The sequence below is a fragment of the Scopulibacillus cellulosilyticus genome (genome assembly GCF_042665295.1).
Classification (GTDB): domain Bacteria; phylum Bacillota; class Bacilli; order Bacillales; family Sporolactobacillaceae; genus Scopulibacillus_A; species Scopulibacillus_A cellulosilyticus.
Genome location: NZ_JBHTCO010000013.1, coordinates 60,573 through 83,841, shown reverse-complemented (window position 1 = coordinate 83,841; position 23,269 = coordinate 60,573). Strand labels below are relative to the sequence as shown.

Below are 23,269 nucleotides of genomic sequence, written 5' to 3'. Positions count from 1 at the left end.
AAACTTGGACGAGAACGTTGAAAAGAAAATTGATTCTTTAAGAGAGCTTTTAGATCAATATAGTTATGAATACTATGTCTTGGATAGACCAAGTGTTCCCGACTCGGAATATGACCGGCTGCTTCAGGAACTGATTCACCTTGAGAAAGAAAACCCGGAATTCATCACACCTGATTCGCCGACCCAGAGGATAGGCGGCGAACCGTTGAAAGGTTTTACAAAAGTACAGCACCGCATCCCAATGATGAGTCTTGCTAATGCTTTTAATGAGCAAGACTTAAGGGAATTTGACCGCAGGGTCCGCCAAGGCGCGGGCGATAATGTTCAATATGTTTGTGAATTAAAATTTGATGGACTGGCTGTGTCTCTTTCTTATGAAAATGGCAAGTTTGTTCTTGGCGCGACACGCGGCAATGGCACCATTGGCGAGGATATCACGAGTAATCTCAAAACAATCCGCTCCATTCCGCTGAAATTAAAGGAACCTGTAACAATTGAAGTCCGCGGTGAGGCTTACATGCCTAAGCGATCATTTGAAGCATTAAATAAGAAACGTGAAGAAAATGGCGAAGAACCGTTTGCAAACCCCCGCAACGCTGCGGCAGGGTCGCTTCGCCAATTAGATCCTAAAATTGCTGCAGAACGGCAATTGGATATTTTTCTATATGGCATAGGCGAGTTTCAAGGGGAGACCATTGAATCACATAGCCAAGGACTTGAAAGAATTCAGGCGCTTGGTTTAAAAACAAACCCGAAGTGGCGCCGCTGCGAGTCAATTGAAGAAGTGTTCGCCTACATTGAAGAGTGGACTGAAAAGCGTCCCGAGCTTCCGTATGAGATTGATGGCATCGTTATAAAGGTTGATAATATTAGTCAGCAGCAACAGCTGGGTACAACGGCAAAAAGTCCGCGCTGGTCGATCGCTTATAAGTTTCCGGCTGAAGAAGTCGTTACTAAGCTTGAAGGGATTGAGGTCAGCGTCGGGCGTACCGGTGTGATTACCCCGACAGCCTTGCTCACGCCCGTAAGTGTTGCGGGAACAACGGTCAAAAGAGCCTCCCTTCATAACGAAGATTTAATTCGAGAAAAAGATTTAAGAATAGGCGACCAAGTTGTTATAAAAAAAGCCGGAGATATTATACCGGAAGTCGTTAATGTACTGACAGAGCAGCGGACAGGAAAAGAGGAACCTTATTCAATGCCGGCTCATTGCCCGGAATGTAACAGTGAGCTTGTACGTATTGAAGGAGAAGTTGCGCTCCGCTGCATTAACCCGAAATGTCCGGCTCAGATTAGGGAAGGCCTTATTCACTTCGTTTCCCGAAACGCTATGAATATTGACGGTTTGGGAGAGAAGGTCATTACCCAACTGTTTAAGAACGCTCTGATTGAGGATGTAGCTGACCTCTACCATTTACAATATGAAGATTTAATTCAAATGGAGAGAATGGGAGACAAGTCAGTTAATAATTTGTTGGATGCTATTAATGCTTCTAAGGAAAATTCATTAGAGCATTTGTTATTTGGCTTGGGTATTCGCCATGTCGGTGCCAAAGCAGCCAAACTGCTGGCGCAAAACTTTAAAACTATGGATAATCTAATGGCAGCTTCCTTTGAGGATTTAATAGCAATTAATGAAGTCGGCGAAAAAATGGCTGATGCTATTCTAACTTATTTCCAAAATGAAGATGTCATTAAGCTTATTAATGAATTAAAACAATATGGCTTAAATATGCGATATAACGGCCCGGATCCAACTGAAACTGATGAAAATTCACCTTTTAGCAATAAAACAATTGTGCTGACGGGAAAACTTGAAAAACTTTCAAGAAATGAAGCGAAAGAAGAGATTGAAAAGCGCGGCGGTAAAGTGACAGGCAGTGTCAGCAGCAATACAGATATTGTCATCGCGGGTGCTGATGCAGGATCTAAATTAACAAAGGCTAGAGATCTTGGCGTTGAAGTTTGGGATGAAGAGCAGTTATTGGATGCGTTAGAAGGATGAGGAGTGTAAAGCAAAATGAAAAAGTGGTTGGGACTGGTCATTTTAAGCTGCTTGTTAGTTTTGGCAAGCTGTTCCTCAAATGACGATAGTAATAATAAAGTAATTAAAAATAACACTAAGGGCGACAAGGAAAAAGTAACAGTTATACCGCAAGACAACAGTAAAGATTATCAAACCATTCATTCAAAAACGCCAAGTCAAACACGTGGTTATATCGGTTATGGTGTTACTAACCGCAAGGATATTGATGAAATGGAAATGGGCTTAATGAGTCTTTCTAAAGAACATTTCAGTCCTGATAAATATGCTTTTCAGGAAGGACGTTTTCTAAGCGAAAACGAAATCGACGGCATGCTTGGAAGGAAAAGCAAGAAAACCCCTAATGGGCTGAACCCGCCGTTAGGTAAAGGCAGCAATGTTCAAGAACAGGCTATGAACAGTCCGAAAGAATTAAGTTACGTCCTTGAACAAGATTATTTAACAAAGGAATCTGACAACAAGTACAAACTTGGCGGTATCTCACTTGCCATCTCCTTTAACTCTGTTTATCAAGACAAAGTCATGGACAGTAAAGGGCAAACTTATGACGTTGATGTAGACTTAGATACGAGTAAAGTCAAAGCAGATGCCAAAAATTATGCACAAAAAGTGGTACAGAGAGTCCGCCAAAATAAAAATTTAAAGAATGTGCCGATATTCGTCACTTTATATCTTGAAGCATCGCCGGATTCATTAGTACCGGGTTATTTCTTTGATAAGGCTTATGTAGGACAAGGAAATTCAAATATCGGCGGATGGCAAACAGTCAATCAAAAATATGCCCTGTTCCCGTCTGTATCAGCTGGCGACAAGCATAAAGAAGACGAACAAAGCTTTGATAAATTTAAATCAGATGTTCAAAATTACTTTGATAATTTTATCGGGATTACAGGAGAAGGCTATTATAAAGACAACGAGCTTAGCAACTTAACCTTTAATATTAACCTTAAATTTTATGATAAGACGGAGATAGTCGGGTTTACCCAATACGTCGCATCGCTTCTCCAAAGTAAATTCCCATTCGACCGCAGCATTCCTGTACAAATTTATATAAAATCCAATGAACAGCCGGAATCGATTATTGTGAAGAATCCTGATATGGATAAACCGTTTGTTCATGTATATCATCAATAATGAAAAAACTCGCAAGCCACCGGCCTGCGAGTTTTTTATTTTCCAGAAATAAAGCATGAATATCCAAGGCCTATCTCATAATAAAAAAGAAAGGAGGTTTTACTTTGGGAAGAGATCGTCAAGAAAAAAAGCTTAAGAAATCAAGAAGGGTTGAATCCGATCGTGATCAGGCTCTTCATTATGATGGCGCAACCAAATTAGAAGGACCGGAAGAGGCAAGGAAAAGAAATCAATAAGTTTTTTAAAATAAAAAGGGGGAAAGCCCCCTTTTTTTCTTTTTTAGATTTACAAAACTATTAAATTAATTGTAATTGAATTCGTCCAACTTTTCAGTTACAATAGACAAGGGGCTAAATGAAAACGCTTAATCAGGGAGGCTTTACAACATGGTACCTTATAAACATGAAGCACTAACAGACTTCTCAAAAGAAGAAAACAAAAAAGCATTTCAGGAGGCACTTAAAAAAGTAGAATCCGAATTAGGCAAGAAGTATGACCTAATTATCGGTGGAGAACATATTTCAACTGACGAAAAAATTACTTCCATCAATCCTGGTAAAAAGGACCAAGTGATTGGTGTTGTTTCTAAAGCGAATAAAGAACTTGCGGAAAAAGCAATGCAAACTGCACTTGAAACCTTTGAAACATGGAGAAAATGGCCTGCCAGATTACGAGCTGACATTCTCTTCAGAGCAGCTGCAATTGTTCGCCGCCGCAAGCATGAATTTTCTGCATGGATGGTTTATGAAGGCGGTAAACCATGGGCTGAAGCAGACGGCGATGTTGCGGAAGCCATCGACTTTATGGAATTCTACGGTCGTCAAATGCTAAGACTCGACAAAGGCTATGAGTGCTTAGCTGAAGAAGGCGAACATAATGAAATGTACTACAAACCAATGGGCGTTGGCGTCGTTATTCCGCCATGGAACTTCCCGCTTGCAATCATGTGCGGTATGACTGTATCCGCTGTTGTAACCGGCAACACTGTTCTTTTGAAACCGGCAAGCAACACACCTGTTATTGCTGCTAAATTTATGGAAGTTCTTGAAGAAGCAGGTCTTCCGGCAGGCGTTGTTAACTACATTCCTGGCAGCGGTAGCGAAGTAGGCGATTATCTTGTTGATCATCCAAAAACCCGCTTTGTCAGCTTCACTGGTTCACGCGATGTAGGTACACGAATCTATGAACGTGCTGCAAAAGTACAAGACGGCCAAGTTTGGTTGAAACGTGTCGTTGCTGAAATGGGCGGAAAAGATACTATCGTTGTTGATAAAGACGCTGATCTTGAATTAGCTGCTGAATCAATCGTCTATGCAGCTTTCGGTTATGCCGGCCAAAAATGTTCCGCTTGTTCCCGTGCTGTTATTCATGAAGATGTTTACGATGAAGTGCTTAAGCGTTCCGTGGAGATTGCTGAAGGCTTGACTGTCGGCGAACCAAAAGACGAAAACTATATGGGACCTGTTATTGATAAAGCAGCCTTTGATAAAATTGCAAGCTACATTGAAATTGGCAAACAAGAAGGCAAGGTCGTTTTCGGCGGTGAAGTTGATGAATCTAAGGGATTCTATATTCAACCAACGATTGTTGCTGACCTTAGCCCGGAAGCTCGTCTCATGAAAGAAGAAATCTTTGGCCCGGTTGTTGCTTTCAGTAAAGTTAAAGATTTTGATGAAGCTTTAGACGTTGCTAATAACACAGACTATGCGCTTACAGGTTCTGTAATTACCAGAAACCGCGAGCATATTGCAAGAGCGCACCGCGACTTCCACGTAGGCAACCTCTACATCAACCGCGGATGCACTGGCTCTGTTGTCGGTTATCAACCATTTGGCGGATTCAAAATGTCTGGTACTGATGCAAAAGCAGGCGGTCCTGACTATCTGCAAAACTTCCTTGAAGCGAAAACATATACTGAAAAATTATAATAATTATTATAGAATTGGGTGCCTCATGATTATGGGGCACCCTAGTTTTTATAAATTCGGGAAATGAGGGAGATATGTTTGATTAACCAAAAACGATTATGGCATAGGATTTCTGAATTGTCCAAAGTAGGAAGGCAGGAAAAAGGCGGTGTCACACGTTTTTCTTTTACAGAAGAAACTAAACAAGCAAAGGCATTAGTATCTTCATTTATGAAAGAAGCAGGCCTTGAGGTAAGAGAAGACACCGTTGGAAACTTAATAGGGAGAAAGGAAGGATCCCGGCCGGATGCCCAAACTGTTGTTATAGGTTCCCATATTGACTCAGTGCCAAATGGCGGTGACTTCGATGGTCCGCTTGGTGTCCTGTCAGGGATCGAGGTCTGCCAAACGATGAATGAACAAGGCATTAAAACTGTTCATCCCATTGAAGTTATTGCCTTTACTGATGAAGAAGGGTCAAGATTTGGCTTTGGGATGATTGGCAGCCGGGGTTTTGCCGGGACACTGCAACAAGAAGACTTGCAGCACGTTGATGAAGACGGTGTTACAATCCGGGAAGCAATGCGAAAAGACGGGCTGGATCCTGACAAGATTGCTGATTCAGCAAGAGTTGGCAATAGTATTAAAGCTTATATTGAACTTCATATTGAACAAGGTAAAGTACTTGAGAATCACAATTTACCTGTTGGTATCGTATCCGGCATTGCAGGACCAGTATGGCTGAAATGGACATTAAAAGGCGAAGCCGGCCATGCGGGCGCTACGCCAATGGATATACGAAGGGATCCGGTTATACCAGCTGCGCAAATTATAAAATATATCGAAGAAGAGACAAAAAAATACCCGACTGCTGTTGCAACAATCGGAAAAATAGCCGTTAAACCGGGCGGGTTTAATGTCATCCCAAGTCAAATAGAATTTTCATTGGATTTACGTGATATTCATGAAGATACAAGGGACAAGATTGAACAAGCGATTACTTCTTATGCCTGCCAAGTTTGTAAAGAAAGGGACATTGAACTAGAAATAAGTACATTGCAAAGAGTTCCGCCTTCACCTTGTTCAGCGTCCATTCAACAATCTATCGAAGAAGCTTTTGTAAAAACAGGAAAAGAAATATTTACATTGCCTAGCGGAGCAGGGCATGATGGCATGCAATTTAAAGACTTTTGTCCAATCGGCATGATCTTTGTCCGCTCACAAAACGGTATCAGCCATAACCCTGAAGAATGGAGCACCGAAGAAGATTGCAAAGACGGCGCAAATGTTTTATACCATACAGTTTTGCAACTTGCCGGGGGTCAGACCCCAAAAAGTTGTGGATAATGTGAATAATGTGGATAAAGCCTCGCAAATAGATGCGAGGCTTTAAGTATGGAGGGCTAATAGAATTATTTAATTGTTAACGGAGTAAGATCAAAGCAGCGTTCATAAATCCATTTGTATGCTTCTTCATTTAAATCGCGAGGATTGCCGACGGTTTGCGGATCCTTCATGGCTTCTTTAGCAAGACGGGGAATCATGTCTTTTGGAACTCCTTGCTCTTCAAGCGATGGAATATCCATTTCTTCTACTAGTTTATAAACTTCGAGAACAGCTGCTTTAGCGGCTTCTTCTGTGGACATGTTGTCAGTTTTCACACCAAGGGCTTTGGCGATTCTGGCAAATTTCTCGGGATGGCCTTTCCAGTTGTATTCCATAACGGGACCGAGCATTGCTGCTACGCATTGCCCATGGGCAACCGGAATGATTCCTCCAAGCGTTTGAGCCATTGCATGCGCTGCCCCTGCGGATTCACTGCCGTAAGAAAGACCAGCTAACATGGCAGCTTGTGACATACCGTAACGTGCTTCAAGGTCTTGCCCATTGGCATAGGCCCGGTGTAAGTATTTAGCAACATACTCGATGGCAAGCAGAGCTACAGCATCGGTAATCGGTTGAGCGTAGTGCATCGTGTAACACTCGATAGCGTGGGACAGAGCATCAATGCCTGTCATTGCTGTAACATGCGGCGGCATTGATGTATGTAATTCCGGATCAATGATCGTTAAATGTGCCGCAATTAACGGACCGCCGGTGTTAAATTTGAATTCCCGGTCTTCATCGGTAATGACCGCCCATTGAGTCACTTCTGATCCTGTACCGGCTGTTGTCGGCACAGTAGTTAAAGGCGGAATTCGTTTTGAAAGCGGCTTTTTCCCTTCAGCTGCTTCATATTCAAGGACGGATTCACCATGAACGACTTCTACACCGACAGCTTTTGCTGTATCCATGGAGCTGCCGCCGCCGACAGCAACCAGACCGTCACAGTTGTTTTCAATAAAAGTGTTTGATCCTTCATTGACAATTCGAACAGGAGGATTACCTTCAACTTTATTAAATAACACAATGTCAATTCCTGCTTTTTTAAGAGACTCTTCAACAGGTTTAGTTACACCAGCGTTATAAATACCAGGATCTGTCACAAGCATGACTCTGGTTACGCCAAGTTTCTTTACTTCATCCCCAAGATGTTTAATAGCTCCGATGCCATGTTTGATCACAGTCGGAATTTCAAAGGTATGGAATTTGGCCATATTTTCAATACGCATGTTTAAACTCATATTTTTTTCCTCCCCGAAAATTTTTTTATATGTTATTAAAGCAGTACAGAAGCTTTTTCAAGTTGTGATTATCAGCGCCTTTTGAGGGCAGCCAATTAGCAAGCTTTCTTTATTTAAACCAATTCACAGGTTCTGGTTTAAGATTGCGGTAGACATGTTTGACTTCAGTATATTCTTCTAATCCGAGTTTACCGAGCTCCCTGCCGATGCCTGATTGCTTATAACCGCCCCATGGCGCCTGAGCAAAATAAGGGTGGAAATCATTAATCCAGACGGTTCCCATTCTAAGTTCTGCGGCAACCCGTTCAGCTTTAGCGGCGTCGTTTGTCCATACAGCGCCGGCAAGCCCGTAAATGGAATCATTAGCAAGCTGGACGACCTCTTGTTCACTTTTAAAACGTTCAATCGTCAGTACAGGCCCAAACACTTCTTCCTGAACAATACGCATATTTGATGAACAATCTGTAAAAATTGTTGGCAAATAAAAGAATCCCTTTTGTAATGCCGGGTCGTCCGGACGTTTTCCGCCGATGACGAGTTTTGCGCCTTCTTTGATGCCGATTTCAACAAACTTTTCGACTTTAGAACGATGCTCAGCAGAAATTAACGGACCTGATTGTGTTTCTTCATCAAAGCCGTTGCCAAGCTTAATTCTTCCAACACGTTCTATAAGTGATTCAACAAATTTATCATGAATGTCATCTTCTAAAAGCAGCCGTGCGCCGGCAGAACAGACTTGCCCTGCATGGAAATAAACAGCATTTAATGCTTGATCAACAGCCGTTTCAAAATCAGCATCGGCAAAGACGATATTTGGATTTTTGCCGCCTAATTCAAGCGCAATTTTTTTAACGTTCCCTGAGGCAGCACACATAATTTTTTTACCCGTTTCGATACCGCCGGTAAATGAAATGAAATCAACATCTTTATTTTCAGCGAGTTCCTGACCGACAGTAGCCCCTTCACCGAGCACAAGATTGACAACACCCTTTGGAAAGCCGATTTCCTCCATAAGCTCTGTTACCTTAACTGTTGTTAACGGCGTGATTTCACTTGGTTTGATAACAATCGTGTTTCCTGCAGCGAGAGCGGGAGCAATCTTCCAAGAGGCTTGCAGCAAAGGGTAGTTCCACGGAGTTATTTGACCGCAGACACCAATCGGTTCACGAACGACTTTACTTGTACTGTCGGCAATTGGCGAGGCAATCATTTCGCCGCCGTCCTTATCGGCAAGGCCGGCAAAGTATCGGAATACATTAGCAATGTCATCCATATCGGCCCGGCTTTCAACAATCGTTTTTCCAGTATCAAGCGTTTCTAATTCAGCCAGTTCTTCTTTGTCTCTTTCGATCAATTCAGCAATTTTATTAACATATTGACCGCGCTCATGAGCGGGTGTACGCCGCCAATCACCTTGATCAAACGCCTGGCGGGCTGCAGTGACGGCGAGCTTCGCGTCTTCCGCATTTCCTTCAGCTGCAACCGCAATGACTTCTTGGTTGTATGGGTTAATAATCTCTCGCGTTTGTCCAGAGCGGGCTTCAACCCATTCTCCGTTTATGAACATCTTTTTCATATGGTTGTCTCTCCCTCCCCGATCATTCCGTTAAGTTTGTTAAATATTTTTTTAACGTATTGAACAATTCGAATGTAACACAGTCATTTACTGTTGTAAACCCCGTTCAAGAGTATTAAATTTGTTTATCCATGCATTTGACATTCTTTTTAAATACGTTATAGTGTCTTATATCCGTTAAATTTATATTTAACAAATTGAATAAATAAAACAGTTTTTATCCCGGTGCAACCGTACGTAAAACTCCCGTCTCAAAACTTGAGTTAAAGCCCTGAAGTTTAGGCGGGAGATAACGGACGATAACACCCCGATAAGTTCAACTAACCATCAATGGGGGGATAAACAAAACTCCCACTGATGGAAGTTTCACTTTATAAAAAGGAGGTTGACTGCCATGCAAGAAGATAAAGAGCCGCAGGCACTGATTGAAGAGGCGCGGGAAATTGTTATTAATGCTATTGCCGAAACGATGGATTTATACGGCGTTACGCCCTCGATTGGCAGGCTGTACGGTACGATGTATTTCAAGCATCATCCGATGACACTTGATGAAATGAAGGATGACCTTGGAATGAGCAAGCCGAGCATGAGCACTTCAGTGAGAAAATTACAGGACATTCATATGGTGCAAAAAGTTTGGCAAAAAGGTTCACGTAAAGATATGTACATGGCAGAGAAAAACTTTTTCCGTTCATTTATTAAGTTTTTCTGTAAAAAATGGATGCGTGAGGTTAATTTAAATCTTGAAGCCATTGCTTCAGCGGAAAACCAGTTAAAAAAGGTGCTTGATGCATCCGACATTGAAGAGGACATTAAAAAGGAGGCAGAAATGGATTTCAATCAGTTAGAAGAATCAAAAGTGTACTATCACTGGCTTGAACAACTTGTCAGTTCAATCGAATCTGAAGAAATCTTTAAGTTTCTTCCCGTTAAACCGGATGAAATTGAGCCTTAGGTTAATTTTTGAATAAAAACATACGGAGTCTGTCCTTCGTATGTCCCCCTATTTTTTTCTTGTTTAGAACATTAGGCCAATTTCAAAAACGATCTTTAAGGGATGTGACTTAAATTTGAGTAATTTGAATACGAAACCTTCTGTTAAGACAAACAATCAGACGACCTTTTGGACGCCATTAAAGACTTCAATCGTTGGCTTTATTGCTTTTATGGCTGTTACTCTCGTTTATTCACTGTTTACAAAAAGCAAAATTTACTGGCCGGGTTTGGTTTTAATGCTGGTTTTATATTGCCTTTTTTACTACATAGGTGCCAAATCGGTTTCAAAAAGAAAAGGGCAGGCAGATGATATGCTTGTTGCAGGCAGATCAATGCCGCTTTGGATTTCCGTGTTTACAATGGCTGCAACATGGCTTGGAGGCGGCTATATTGTCGGTACAGCCGAAACTGTTTATAGTCAAGGTCTGGTATGGACTCAAGCGCCTTGGTGTTATGCATTGAGTTTAATGATTGGCGGTATTTTCTTTGCCAGAAAAATGCGTAAAATGGAATTTACAACAATGTTGGATCCATTGGAAGCACGGTATGGGAAAAAGATGACAGGACTTCTTTATCTTCCAGCTTTATTTAGTGAACTTTTTTGGAGCGCGGCTATTTTAACATCTCTTGGAACAACATTCGGGGTTATACTTGGTTTTAATTTTACAATGTCTATTATTATATCAGCCGCAGTGGCTGTTGGTTACACTGTTGTCGGCGGTCTTTGGGCTGTTGCACAGACCGATGTATTGCAAATTATTATCATGTTTATCGGCTTGCTTATTGTTCTGCCGTTTGCATTCTATCATGCCGGCGGTCTTGGGCAATCGTTCAGTCATTACACTTCCGGGATGCATAAATCTATGAATCTATTCCCGCCTTTAATGGGCTGGAAGGATCCGAATTGGGGGAATATGTATTGGCATTGGTGGGATAATGCCTTTTTACTTATTTTTGGCGGCATCACTTGGCAAATTTACTTTCAACGCGTGCTTTCCGCACGGAGCCCAAAAGTGGCGATGTGGTTATCGATACTAGCCGGTTTTATCTGCCTTATAGCAGCGGTTCCGCCGGCTTTAGCAGCTATAGCCGGGTCACATGCAGATTGGGGAGCGCTGGGTACATCGGCTCCGGATAATGCGTCAATGATACTTCCTTATGTTTTTAAGTATATGACTCCTGATTTTGTCGGTGCAATCGCACTTGGCGGCTTGGCGGCAGCTGTTATGGCGCTGTAGCTGCATCCCTTCTTTCAGCATCCGGTATGACATCTTGGAATGTGTACCGTCCTCTGGTAAAACCTAAGGCAAGTCCAAAACAACTTCAAAAGATTATTAGACGATCTATTATCATAATTGGTGTGGCAGCCACATTAATCGCTTTAAATGTTGAGAGCGTATACACACTTTGGAATTTATCCAGTGACTTAGTATACAGCATTTTATTCCCGCAGTTAACTTGCGCTCTCTATTACAAATGGGCGAATTGGTACGGATCGTTAGCCGGTTTTATAGTATCGTTATTTTTACGGCTAGGCGGGGGAGAACCGGCATTTCACATACCGCCATTCCTTCCTTATCCTATGGTCGATCATGGTGAAGTTTTATTTCCTTTTCATACTTTCTCAATGATCACGGGATTTGTAACAATTATAGTTGTGTCATTTTTAACCCGAAGGATATCACCGCCGCTGCCGCTTCGTAATCTGAATGGCAACAGAGGATGAAAAATTGAGGCATGTCCTGTTTGACATGCCTCATAAAAGAAGCTGGAACGGCTACAATGCCAATTCCAGCTGAGAAAATATTATTATAGATGATAAATAATAGTATGATATATTTGTCATTCATTAATAAAGCTGGGCATGCCTTTCTTGGCATGCCTTCACTTCATTATTATTTAACAGAGTTTTTCCCCGAATAAAGAACCCATTAATGCAACAGCGACGTCTGCTGTTCTGTTTTTATCGTCTAAAATAGGATTTACTTCAACAAACTCGGCTGATGTTAAGATATCTGCCTCAGAAAGCATTTCCATTGCTAAATGGCTTTCTCTGTATGAAATGCCCCCTAATACCGGTGTTCCTACGCCAGGGGCATCACTTGGATCTAATCCATCAAGGTCTAAGCTGAGATGGACACCATCAGTTTTTTCCTTTAAATAATTAATGGCATCATTCATAACCTTTGTCATACCGAATTGATCTATTTCATGCATCGTGTAGACGCGGATGTTTTTCTCTTTTATAAGTTCTCTTTCGCCTTTATCTAAAGAACGGGCGCCGATGATGACGATATTTTCCGGTTTAACCTTAGGCTGATCGCCGCCGATGCCAGTTAATGAAGGATGCCCCAAACCTAAACTTACTGCAAGTGGCATACCATGAATGTTACCGCTGGGAGATGTTTCAGCAGTGTTTAAATCTCCGTGTGCATCATACCAAATCACACCAAGGTTTTTATATGGCTTGGTAACACCGGCCAATGTACCAATGGCAATGCTGTGATCGCCTCCGAATATAAGAGGGAACCGTTTCTTTTCAATTACTTGAGATATAGCATCAGCAAGCTTGTTATTTGCTTCAGCCACCTCATCTAAGTTTTTTAAATGTTCGTCACCGCTTGACTGCTTTGCACGTGTATTGCGGGGGGCAATAGCAATATCACCTAAATCCTCAATGTTATAACCCAGTGCTTCCAATCTTTCTGTGACTCCGGCATAACGAATCGCGCTTGGCCCCATATCTACGCCGCGGCGTTCTTGGCCTAAATCCATTGGTACTCCGATAATTGAAATGTCTTTAAGCATTTGTCTCCACTCCGTATCTGATCTCTAAAGTATATCATTTTCCGACAAAAGTCTTCCGTTTCAAAAAATCATTGATGTTTAAGCGGGAGATAACGGACAGTAATACCCTGATAAGTTCAACCTAACCATCAGTGAGGGGATGAACAAAACCCCTGCTGATGTAAGTTATACGTTATAAGCAATTATGATAATACATTATGAATTTTCTCGATTGCCCAATCAAGTTCTTCTTTAGAAATAACGAGCGGCGGTGCAAAGCGAATCACCATGTCATGTGTTTCTTTACAGAGCAGACCTTCTTCTTTCAGCTTCTCACAATAAGGACGGGCAGGTTCAGTTAATTCAACTCCGATAAACAGTCCTTTTCCGCGTACTTCTTTAATGACAGGGTTTTTTATTTCTTTTAATTTATCTTGAAAGTAATTTCCGAGTTCTTGGGAACGATCTGCAAGTTTTTCTTCAATAAGAACATCCAACGCAGCAATTGAAACAGCACAAGCCAATGGGTTGCCTCCGAATGTCGAACCGTGGGAGCCGGGTTCAAAAACACCAAGGATGTCTTTATTTGCAGCTACGCAAGAAATTGGCATGACGCCGCCTCCGAGTGCTTTGCCAAGAATATAGACATCTGGTTCAACGTCTTCCCAATCGCAGGCGAACATTTTCCCAGAGCGAGCCAAGCCTGCTTGGATTTCGTCCGCAACAAATAGAACGTTATTTTCCTTACATATCTCTGAAGCTTGTTTCAAGAAGCCTTCAGGCGGAATGACGATGCCGGCTTCACCTTGAATAGGTTCAACTAAAAACGCAGCTGTATTCGGAGTAATGGCTGCTTTTAACGCTTCGATGTCTCCGTAAGGAATCAGCTTAATGCCCGGGAGCATCGGACCGAATCCGCGTTGATATTCAGCGTCGGATGAAAGGGATACAGCAGTCATTGTTCTGCCGTGAAAGTTTCCTTCGCAAGCGATGATTTCTGCTTGGTCAGCGGTTATGCCTTTCTTATCATATCCCCAGCGGCGCGCTGCTTTAAAAGCGGTTTCAACAGCTTCCGCGCCTGTATTCATTGGCAGAACCATTTCTTTATTTGTTAATTTAGACACCTTTTCATACCATGGGCCGAGTTGGTCATTATGAAAGGCTCTTGATGTAAGAGTCACGCGATCTGCTTGATCTTTTAATGCTTGGATAATCTTTGGATGTCTATGGCCTTGGTTTACAGCTGAATAAGCACTTAACATATCCATATATTTTTTGCCTTCAGGATCTTTAACCCAAACGCCGTCTGCTTCTGAAACGACGATTGGAAGCGGATGATAGTTATGTGCACCGTACCGGGAAGTTTGATCAATAATTTCTTTTGAAGTGATTGCCGATGTTGTCATTTTTATTCCTCCAAAATAAAGATTTATTAAAAATAGCTGTTCAAAAAGCATAGCTTGGGGGGCTAAATGTATTTTTAATAAAAGCTTTTTGAACAGCTTCCAAAAAAACTTAGTAAAGATTAAGCTTTTTACAACTTTCTATTATGCAATTTTTATGCCAACTTTAAAAAGCCGCTAAAAAGGGCTTAGGTGCCAATTAGTTTTGCGCACGGTGCGATTTGGAATGAAAAGTGTGCAAATTATTTTTGCGTTTTGCCTAAATTTTGTTTAAACTAAAAGTATATCTTTGCTCCTTAGGGGCAGATTTGAGTAGAAGCCGTACCGATTTTAAGGCTTGGCGCCAGCCAAGTTTTCTTTAATGATATAGAGGGAGGGTTATTTTTGGCAATAAATAAAACGCTTGAAACTTTAAACGATATGAATGATTTATATAAAAAACTGCTGGATGAAATTGACGTCGGGATCCATGTCATTAACGAGGAAGGCAAGACGATTGTATACAACCAAAAAATGACGGAAATCGAAGCAATGGATCGTGATGATGTACTTGATAAAGATATACTTGATGTCTTTAAATTTGAAAATGATGCAGACAGCACACTGCTTGACGCCTTAAAGAACGGAAAAGCAACGAGAAACGTCAAACAAACATACTATAATAATAGAGACAAGGAAATTACAACCATTAACAACACCTTTCCCATAACAGTAGAAAGCGGTAAGACATGGGCGGTTGAGATTGCCAGTGATGTTACAAAATTGGAACGTGTAATTAAAGAAAACGTACTGAAAAAGCGAAATACTAAATTTACTTTCGACCAAATTATTGGTGAAAGTGAGGCTATTTCTGAGGTCATTGACGAAGCAAAAAGGGCGACGAGAACATCTTCATCCGTATTGCTTGTAGGCGAAACAGGCACTGGCAAAGAGTTGTTTGCCCAAAGTATTCATAACGGAAGCAACCGGTCTCAAGCGCCGTTTATCTCACAAAATTGCGCAGCGATTCCTGATAGTTTAATAGAAAGCCTTCTGTTTGGTACAAAAAAAGGTGCTTTTACAGGCGCTGTGGATAGTCCGGGGCTGTTTGAACAAGCCAATGGCGGCACATTGTTATTGGATGAAATCAACTCGCTGAACCCGGGACTTCAGGCCAAATTGCTGAGAGTCATCCAAGATAAAACAGTCAGACGGGTTGGCGATACAAAAGATAAAGAAGTTGATGTCCGGATTATCGCTACAATTAATGAGGACCCTGTTGAAGCTATTTCAAACGGACATCTAAGAAAAGACTTATACTACCGGCTAAGCGTTGTTACTTTGTTTATTCCGCCGTTAAAAGATAGAAAGGAAGATATTGAACTGCTCGTTGAACATTTCATAGAAAAGTATAATACCCTTTTTCAAATGAATGTAACCGGTGTCAGCGGTGAGGTGAAACAACTTCTTTTCCAACATGATTGGCCGGGTAATGTAAGGGAATTGGAACATTTGATAGAAGGGACAATGAATCTCATTGTCGATGAAGAATTGATCACAGACACTCATTTACCGATGAGAATTCGTAAAAAAAGACAAATAAATAATGAACAAATGCCTTCAAACAGAGCTGACCTAGTATCTGAAAAAAACCATGATTCAAAAGCATTAAAAGATAAAATTGATGAAGTAGAGAAGCTTTATATCCAACAAATTCTTTCAGAAAACGGCCATAATATTTCACGGACAGCAGATGTTCTCGGTATAAGCAGGCAAAGTCTTCAATACCGCCTCAAAAAATTCGGTATATAAAATAAACGCTATTTAAGAACTTAAACAAACGTTTAATTAAAAAGCCTTTTTGCAATTGCAAAAAGGCTTATTCACACTTTAAGAAAGTATAAATTGGCAGTGATGTTGATAATTCGGCGTAAGGGCCAATTTTAGGTATAAAGTATAAGTTCAACAAAGCAAGACTGCGAACGCAGTGAGTCAGCGAGACTTGTGCTCTGGAGTACTCGGCCTTTGTCTACACCTTTCAAGCTTGCCAATCGGCAAGTTTTCTTTAATGAAAATTGCATAGTATCGGTATAAATAGGAACGATAAAAATATAAAAACAATATGTTAAAAAAATCTTGACTAAATATGAGGGTATAAGTAGAATAAAAACAATTCCTAGTAATCTCATCAACTTTATAGAAAATAAATTTAGGAGTGATTAAATTGAAAAAAGTCATGACGGTCTTAGTATCAATTTTATTAATCTCGATGCTAGCCGCTTGCGGTACTGCAAATAAACAATCCGATCAATCAAAAAAAGGCACGAATAATACTTCAGGTTCTTTATACAACCAAGTAAAAAGCAAAGGCGTGCTGACCATCGGGACAGAAGGTACATACCCGCCGTTTACATATCATGATAAAAACGGCAATCTTACAGGTTTTGATGTTGATATTGCCAAAGAAGTTGCCAAACGGTTAGGTGTTAAGCCGAAGTTTGTTGAAACGAAGTGGGACGGCATGATCGCCGGTCTTGATGACAAACGGTTTGATATGGTAGCTAATGAAGTGGCCATTACGAACCAAAGAAAACAAAAGTATGACTTTTCGTCACCATATATTGCTTCTCGTGCAGTGTTAATCGTTCGTAAAGATAATCATACAATTAAAAGCTTTAATGATATAAAGGGAAAAACATTTGCACAATCACTGACGAGCAACTTGTATAAAATTGCAAAACAGCATGGTGCAAAAATTACATCTGTTGACGGCTTTAACGATGCGGTAGACTTGTTAACATCTAATCGTGTTGATGGAACGATCAATGATAATTTATCTTACCTTGATTTGAAGAAGCGCCGCCCGGATGTACCAATCAAAGTTGTTGATAAAATTAATAACGCCACGCAAAACGGGTTGATGTTCAGAAAGAACAGCGGCGAGCTGGTCAAAAAAGTCAATAAAGCTTTAGCAGATATGAAGAAAGACGGCACTTACTTAAAAATATCGAAAAAATATTTTGGTACAGACGTCTCTAAATAAGGTGGATGCCCAATGGACGATCGTACAAGCACAGTTATACATTTATTAATTACATCATTTTGGCCTATTCTTAAAGCGGGATTGCTGATTACAATCCCGCTTACATTAATTACATTTATACTTGGTCTTATTTTAGGATTATTAACTGCAATGGCCAGACTTTCCCGTTTTAGATTACTTGATTTAATTGCAAGATTTTATGTTTGGATTTTTCGCGGCACACCGCTTTTAGTTCAATTATTTATCCTTTTCTACGGTCTGCCGAGCATAGGGCTTACACTCAGTCCATTTGTTGCAGCTGTTATTGGTTTTACATTAAATATGGGGGCATATAATTCAGAAATTATTCGTGCAGCGATTAAATCAATTGATAAAGGCCAATGGGAGGCGGCCTATTCTATCAGCATGACAAAACGTCAAGCGATGAGAAGGATCATAATCCCGCAGGCTGCCCGCGTATCTATTCCGCCTTTAGGCAACTCATTTATCGGCTTAATTAAGGATACATCGCTTGCCGCAACCATCACTTTGACGGAATTATTCCGGGAAGGACAGCAAATCGCTTCGGTCAATTATGAGCCGCTCTGGATGTATATCGAAGTGGCATTCGTATATCTTATTTTTTGTACCATCTTAACCTATTTACAAGGCTATGTTGAAAAACATTTTGAAAAGCATGTGGCTAAATAACAGGAGTGAATCATTATGATTCGAATTGAGAACTTATCTAAAAAGTTTGATCAACATGAGGTTCTGAAAGATATTAGCTTAAATGTTGATAAAGGGACAACAGCCGTTATCATCGGGCCGTCGGGATCGGGAAAAACAACTTTTTTAAGGTGCTTAAATTTGCTTGAGATTCCTGACAGCGGAACGATTGAACTCGGAAAGGAAAAATTGGCCTTTAAAGGGCAAAAAATAAATGAAAAAGTAAAAACACGCTTTCGCAAGCAGTCAGGCATGGTTTTTCAGTCTTATAATTTATTCCCTCATAAGACAGCCTTAGAAAATGTCATGGAAGGACCGGTTATTGTCCAAGGAAAATCAAAAGAAGAAGCCCGTGAAACTGGCCTAGCACTGCTTGAGAAAGTCGGATTAAGCAATCATGTGGATAAATATCCGCATCAGCTTTCAGGCGGACAGCAACAGCGGGTCGGCATTGCCAGGGCGATGGCGATGGGCCCGGAAGTGCTGTTATTTGATGAACCGACTTCCGCGCTTGACCCTGAACTTGTCAGTGACGTCTTAAAAGTCATGAAAGATTTATCAGAGGAAGGCATGACAATGGTTGTTGTGACACATGAGATGAGCTTCGCCCGCGATGTTGCCGACGAAGTGATTTTTATCGATAATGGCAATATCGTTGAACATGGCAGTCCTAACGATGTCTTTGAGCATACTCGGCATGAACGGACAAAACAATTCCTGAACCGGATAGAACAATAAGGTTAAAATACTTTCAGGCCGCCATTTTTATCAGCCTGAAAGTATTTCTATTTTATCATTATTTTAAACTTTGGAACCTCTCAAATCCAATTGATAAAAAACGAGACTAAGCCATTTGTCAAATTTATATCCGGCGTTTTGTATCGTTCCGCAATGAGTAAAACCTAATCTCTCATGTATTTTTATGCTTTTTTCATTTAAGGCATCTATGCCGGCGACAAGCGTCGCGTATTTTTGCTCTTTGGCTATTCGAATGATTTCTTTTAACAAAGCGGTCCCAATCCCTTTTTTTCTGTAATTCTTATGCACATAAACAGAATGCTCAATGGTATATTGATAAGCAGGGCGGGGTCTAAACGGACCGAATGTTGCAAAGCCGGCCACTTTGCCCTCTTCCTCAAAGACTAAGACAGGCAAATTGTCTTTTTTCTTCTCCCGAAACCAAACAATTCTTTCTTCAATGGTATGCGGTTCGTAATCATAAACCGCCGTTGTATTGATAATGGCATCATTATAAATATCTAATATCGGGGCAAGATCTTTTTCATTTGCGTTTCTTATCATCGTCAGTCAAACCTCACATTTTGATTGCAGAATTTTTTCTTAAAATTTTTTGAATAAATTAATTCTTACTATATCATGTTGTTTAATCAATATCTTTTTTTATGTGAGATTTTCTTACATTCTGATAAGGGGTTTCCTATAATTGGCTATTTTAAAGGAAAGAGCATTTAAAACGCCAAATAAGCGAATGCCTTTTTCTCTCTATTGCTTTAATATACGGGATTTTGGTATCATCTAATTATTGCATGAGCGTTTTTGGAGGTGACAAGATGGGTCAAAAGATTACAAAAGAACAAGTTAAGCACGTTGCTAATCTGGCAAGACTTTCATTTACAGACGAAGAAGTGGAAACATTTACAAGCCAGCTCGGTGATATTATAGATTTTGCCGAACAGTTAAATGAGTTAGATACAAGCGGAGTTGAACCGACTACCCACGTATTAGACATATCTAACGTCCTTCGTGAAGATATCTCCCGTGAATGGCTGACTCGTGAAGAAGCATTAAAAAATGCACCGGATCAACAAAACGGTCAAGTTAAAGTTCCAGCAGTATTGGAACAAGAGTAAAAAGAGGAAGTTGTTTAAAAGGTACGGAAAAACGGCCTTCGGATGCCGGGCTCTGTTTGTCTATTTTTTGAACAAGAAATAAAGGAGGGAATGGCATGTCATTATTTGATCAAGGACTCGTTCGACTGAAAGATCAAATACATAATAAAAACATTTCGTTCACTGACCTTGTCAATGAATCGTACAAGCGTATCAGTGAAGTTGACGGAGAAATTAAAGCATTTTTGACACTTAATCAAGAGGAAGCGCTCCGCGAAGCAAAGGCTTTGGACGAAAAAGGCGTAAGCGAAGACGCGCCATTGTACGGTATGCCTATCGGTATTAAAGATAACATCGTTACAAAAGGTTTGAGGACAACTTGTTCAAGCCAGTTGTTAGCGAATTTCGAGCCGATGCATGATGCGACGGTGATTCATAAAATCAAAGATCAGCAAGGGATTATTATCGGAAAATTGAATATGGATGAATTTGCTATGGGTTCATCAAACGAAAACTCCGGTTTCCAAGTAACAAGAAACCCATGGGATCTTGACCGCGTGCCAGGCGGTTCAAGCGGCGGTTCTGCGGCATCTGTTGCAGCAGGGGAAGTATTGTTCGCGCTTGGATCAGATACCGGCGGCTCCATTCGCCAACCGGCTTCTTTCTGCGGTGTTGTCGGCATGAAGCCAACTTATGGCCGTGTGTCGCGTTTCGGACTTGTAGCCTTTGCATCTTCTCTTGACCAAATCGGCCCGATTACAAGAACAGTAGAAGACAATGCATATCTTATGCAAGCTATTTCCGGTCATGACAAGTATGATTCCACATCCGCCAATGTGGATGTACCAGACTTTGCTTCTAACCTTACCGGCGATATCAAAGGCTTAAAGATCGCTGTACCGAAGGAATATTTGGGTGAAGGCGTTGATCCTGCCATCAAAGACAGTGTCATCACTGCCTTGAAGCAATTGGAAGCCCTTGGCGCAACTTGGGAAGAAGTTTCCCTGCCTTATTCTAAATACGCAGTAGCTGCCTACTATATTATTGCTTCATCTGAAGCTTCAGCGAACCTCGCCCGTTTTGACGGTGTCCGCTACGGTGTCCGCGCGGAAGCTGACAATCTTTTAGAAATGTATAAGAAAACAAGAAGCGAAGGCTTTGGAGATGAAGTGAAACGCCGGATCATGCTCGGAACGTTTGCGTTAAGCTCCGGCTATTATGATGCTTACTATAAAAAAGCGCAGCAGGTCCGGACATTGATTAAGCAAGACTTTGAAAAAGTTTTTGAGAAATATGATGTCATTGTCGGTCCGACAACGCCGACGCCTGCCTTTAAAATCGGAGAAAAAATCGATGATCCATTAACAATGTATGCCAATGATATTTTAACCATTCCTGTTAACCTTGCAGGCGTACCGGCAATCAGTGTGCCGTGCGGTCTCGTCAACGGTCTGCCGGCAGGCCTGCAAATCATCGGCAAACCATTTGATGAAGGAACGATCTATCGTACAGCCCATGCCTATGAACAAGCAGCTAATCATGGGCTGAAGCCTGAGCTTAAAGGGGTGAGGGACTAATGAACTTTGAAACAATTATCGGTCTTGAGGTTCACGTAGAACTAAAAACAAATTCAAAAATCTTCTGCGGCTGTTCAACAGAATTCGGCGCGCCGCCTAACACGCATACATGCCCAATTTGCTTAGGCCACCCTGGCGTCTTGCCTGTTTTAAACAAGCAAGCCGTTGAATTTGCCATGAGAGCGGCAATGGCGCTTAACTGTGAAATCGCAACAGAAACAAAATTTGACCGGAAAAACTATTTCTATCCAGATAATCCGAAAGCTTATCAAATCTCTCAATTTGATAAACCAATCGGCGAACACGGCTATATAGAAATTGAAGTGAACGGAAAGAAAAAACGCATCGGTATCACACGCTTGCACCTTGAAGAAGATGCCGGCAAGCTGACACACGCTGATGACGGTGCCCATTCACTCGTAGACTTTAACCGTGTCGGCACACCGCTGATCGAAATCGTTTCAGAACCGGATATTCGCACGCCGGAAGAAGCGTACGCTTATCTTGAAAAGCTGAAAGCTATCATGCAATATACAGGTGTTTCTGACTGTAAAATGGAAGAAGGGTCGCTTCGCTGCGATGCGAACCTGTCAATACGTCCGTACGGTCAAGAAGAATTCGGCACGAAAACGGAGCTTAAGAACTTAAACTCATTTAGCTTTGTCCAAAAAGGCTTGGAATATGAAGAAAAACGCCAAGAACAAGTGCTGTTATCAGGCGGAGTCATTGAACAAGAAACCCGCCGTTATGATGAAGCGTCGAAGAAGACGATTCTTATGCGTGTTAAGGAAGGTTCAGACGACTACCGTTACTTCCCGGAACCGGACCTTGTAAAATTAAACATCGACCAAGCATGGATGGACAAGGTCAAAGAAGATATTCCTGAACTGCCCGACGCTCGCCGTGAACGTTACATTAATGAATTGAACTTGCCGGCTTATGATGCACAAGTATTAACAGCATCTAAATCTATGTCCGACTTTTTCGAGGCAGCCATTAAAGAAGGCGCCGATGCCAAGCTTACATCAAACTGGATGATGGGCGAGGTTTCCGCTTACTTGAACTCTAACAACAAAGAAATTGAAGATGTTGCTCTAACGCCGGAAGGTCTTGCCAAAATGGTCGGGCTGATTGAAAAAGGCACGATTTCATCGAAAATCGCAAAGAAAGTCTTCAAAGAACTCATTGAAAAAGGCGGAGACCCTGAAGAAATCGTTAAATCCAAAGGCCTCGTGCAAATCTCCGACGAAAGTGAACTGCGGAAAATTGTCATTCCGATCCTTGAAGAAAATAAACAATCAATGATCGACTATAAAAACGGTAAAGACCGTGCGCTCGGATTCCTTGTCGGACAAGTGATGAAAGCAAGTAAAGGCAAAGCTAATCCGCCTATGGTTAACAAATTAATTCTTGAAGAAATTGAGAAGATATAATAGAAATATTGAAGCAATATGCCCTGTACCGTTTATTGGTGCGGGGTTTTTCCTTTTAAGTAATATCTGCTGATAAAAATGTCCTATATTATGCGACAATAGTCCGAAAACACTTGCCCTTGAGCCATGGGTATAAAGTATTGATTTCATGAACGGCAATCCGCTTTGGAAAGAAGTTGTTTATAATTGGAAGTGAATTCTTTTTCTT

18 protein-coding genes and 1 pseudogene are annotated in these 23,269 nt (G+C 41.2%); 14 read left to right on the top strand and 5 right to left on the bottom strand.

All coding sequences use genetic code 11. The annotated features are described in order from the left end of the window. Window positions 1–4: 4 nt before the first annotated feature. The 5 genes from ligA to ACFQRG_RS10995 all read left to right on the top strand — a co-directional run bounded on the left by ligA (window position 5) and on the right by ACFQRG_RS10995 (window position 6,432). Window positions 5–2,005, top strand: a complete 2,001-nt coding sequence (gene ligA / locus ACFQRG_RS11015; RefSeq protein ID WP_380965984.1) for an NAD-dependent DNA ligase LigA — start codon at window positions 5–7, stop codon at window positions 2,003–2,005. Between the two features lie 15 nt (window positions 2,006–2,020). Further along, window positions 2,021–3,178 carry a CamS family sex pheromone protein gene (locus ACFQRG_RS11010; RefSeq protein WP_380965983.1) on the top strand — a complete coding sequence of 386 codons (1,158 nt, stop codon included), beginning with the start codon at window positions 2,021–2,023 and terminating at the stop codon, window positions 3,176–3,178. A gap of 104 nt (window positions 3,179–3,282) precedes the next feature. Further along, window positions 3,283–3,414, top strand: a complete 132-nt coding sequence (locus ACFQRG_RS11005; RefSeq protein ID WP_380965982.1) for a YpzI family protein — start codon at window positions 3,283–3,285, stop codon at window positions 3,412–3,414. A gap of 150 nt (window positions 3,415–3,564) precedes the next feature. After that, window positions 3,565–5,106 (top strand): L-glutamate gamma-semialdehyde dehydrogenase, encoded by a 1,542-nt coding sequence (gene pruA / locus ACFQRG_RS11000; protein ID WP_380965981.1) that lies wholly within the window; start codon window positions 3,565–3,567, stop codon window positions 5,104–5,106. Window positions 5,107–5,184: 78 nt separating this feature from the next. Then, a complete protein-coding gene (locus ACFQRG_RS10995) occupies window positions 5,185–6,432 on the top strand; it encodes a Zn-dependent hydrolase (protein ID WP_380965980.1) in 1,248 nt (415 codons plus the stop codon). A gap of 65 nt (window positions 6,433–6,497) precedes the next feature. Here ACFQRG_RS10995 and ACFQRG_RS10990 read toward each other — a convergent pair whose 3' ends face one another. Beyond that, on the bottom strand, window positions 6,498–7,709 hold the full coding sequence (locus ACFQRG_RS10990) for an iron-containing alcohol dehydrogenase (protein ID WP_380965979.1): 1,212 nt from the start codon (window positions 7,707–7,709) through the stop codon (window positions 6,498–6,500). Between the two features lie 109 nt (window positions 7,710–7,818). Next, complete coding sequence (gene betB, locus ACFQRG_RS10985) at window positions 7,819–9,285, bottom strand: betaine-aldehyde dehydrogenase (RefSeq protein WP_380965978.1); 1,467 nt, start codon at window positions 9,283–9,285, stop codon at window positions 7,819–7,821. 394 nt (window positions 9,286–9,679) lie between these two features. On the opposite strand from betB, the gene cudC reads away from it, so the two are divergent. Together cudC and ACFQRG_RS10975 are read left to right on the top strand one after the other, a co-directional pair. Further along, complete coding sequence (cudC, locus tag ACFQRG_RS10980; protein WP_380965977.1) at window positions 9,680–10,240, top strand: choline uptake/conversion transcriptional regulator CudC; 561 nt, start codon at window positions 9,680–9,682, stop codon at window positions 10,238–10,240. A 211-nt stretch (window positions 10,241–10,451) separates the two neighbouring features. After that, a pseudogene (locus ACFQRG_RS10975) lies at window positions 10,452–12,007 on the top strand (high affinity choline transporter 1). Window positions 12,008–12,180: 173 nt separating this feature from the next. Here the strand turns inward: ACFQRG_RS10975 and rocF are convergent. Further along, window positions 12,181–13,089, bottom strand: coding sequence for an arginase (gene rocF / locus ACFQRG_RS10970; RefSeq protein ID WP_380965976.1), 909 nt, complete (start codon window positions 13,087–13,089; stop codon window positions 12,181–12,183). Between the two features lie 182 nt (window positions 13,090–13,271). Continuing rightward, complete coding sequence (locus ACFQRG_RS10965) at window positions 13,272–14,474, bottom strand: ornithine--oxo-acid transaminase (RefSeq protein WP_380965974.1); 1,203 nt, start codon at window positions 14,472–14,474, stop codon at window positions 13,272–13,274. Between the two features lie 417 nt (window positions 14,475–14,891). Here ACFQRG_RS10965 and ACFQRG_RS10960 point away from each other — a divergent pair, with 417 nt between their 5' ends. The 4 genes from ACFQRG_RS10960 to ACFQRG_RS10945 all read left to right on the top strand — a co-directional run bounded on the left by ACFQRG_RS10960 (window position 14,892) and on the right by ACFQRG_RS10945 (window position 18,939). Continuing rightward, entirely contained in the window at window positions 14,892–16,262 is a 1,371-nt protein-coding gene (locus tag ACFQRG_RS10960; RefSeq protein ID WP_380966047.1) for a sigma-54 interaction domain-containing protein, read from the top strand. A gap of 412 nt (window positions 16,263–16,674) precedes the next feature. Continuing rightward, a complete protein-coding gene (locus tag ACFQRG_RS10955) occupies window positions 16,675–17,493 on the top strand; it encodes an amino acid ABC transporter substrate-binding protein (RefSeq protein ID WP_380965973.1) in 819 nt (272 codons plus the stop codon). Window positions 17,494–17,505: 12 nt separating this feature from the next. After that, on the top strand, window positions 17,506–18,183 hold the full coding sequence (locus tag ACFQRG_RS10950) for an amino acid ABC transporter permease (RefSeq protein ID WP_380965972.1): 678 nt from the start codon (window positions 17,506–17,508) through the stop codon (window positions 18,181–18,183). Between the two features lie 15 nt (window positions 18,184–18,198). After that, entirely contained in the window at window positions 18,199–18,939 is a 741-nt protein-coding gene (locus ACFQRG_RS10945) for an amino acid ABC transporter ATP-binding protein (protein ID WP_380965971.1), read from the top strand. 63 nt (window positions 18,940–19,002) lie between these two features. Here ACFQRG_RS10945 and ACFQRG_RS10940 read toward each other — a convergent pair whose 3' ends face one another. After that, window positions 19,003–19,503 (bottom strand): GNAT family N-acetyltransferase, encoded by a 501-nt coding sequence (locus ACFQRG_RS10940; protein ID WP_380965970.1) that lies wholly within the window; start codon window positions 19,501–19,503, stop codon window positions 19,003–19,005. Window positions 19,504–19,772: 269 nt separating this feature from the next. On the opposite strand from ACFQRG_RS10940, the gene gatC reads away from it, so the two are divergent. The 3 genes from gatC (at window position 19,773) to gatB (ending at window position 23,061) form a co-directional block, all read left to right on the top strand. Then, window positions 19,773–20,072 carry an Asp-tRNA(Asn)/Glu-tRNA(Gln) amidotransferase subunit GatC gene (gene gatC, locus ACFQRG_RS10935; RefSeq protein ID WP_380965969.1) on the top strand — a complete coding sequence of 100 codons (300 nt, stop codon included), beginning with the start codon at window positions 19,773–19,775 and terminating at the stop codon, window positions 20,070–20,072. Window positions 20,073–20,167: 95 nt separating this feature from the next. After that, window positions 20,168–21,628, top strand: coding sequence for an Asp-tRNA(Asn)/Glu-tRNA(Gln) amidotransferase subunit GatA (gatA, locus tag ACFQRG_RS10930; protein ID WP_380965968.1), 1,461 nt, complete (start codon window positions 20,168–20,170; stop codon window positions 21,626–21,628). After that, the gene (gene gatB, locus ACFQRG_RS10925) at window positions 21,628–23,061 is read left to right on the top strand and encodes an Asp-tRNA(Asn)/Glu-tRNA(Gln) amidotransferase subunit GatB (protein WP_380965967.1); all 1,434 of its coding nucleotides are present in this window, start codon (window positions 21,628–21,630) and stop codon (window positions 23,059–23,061) included. Before gatA ends, gatB begins: the two co-directional genes overlap by 1 nt. Window positions 23,062–23,269: the final 208 nt, after the last annotated feature.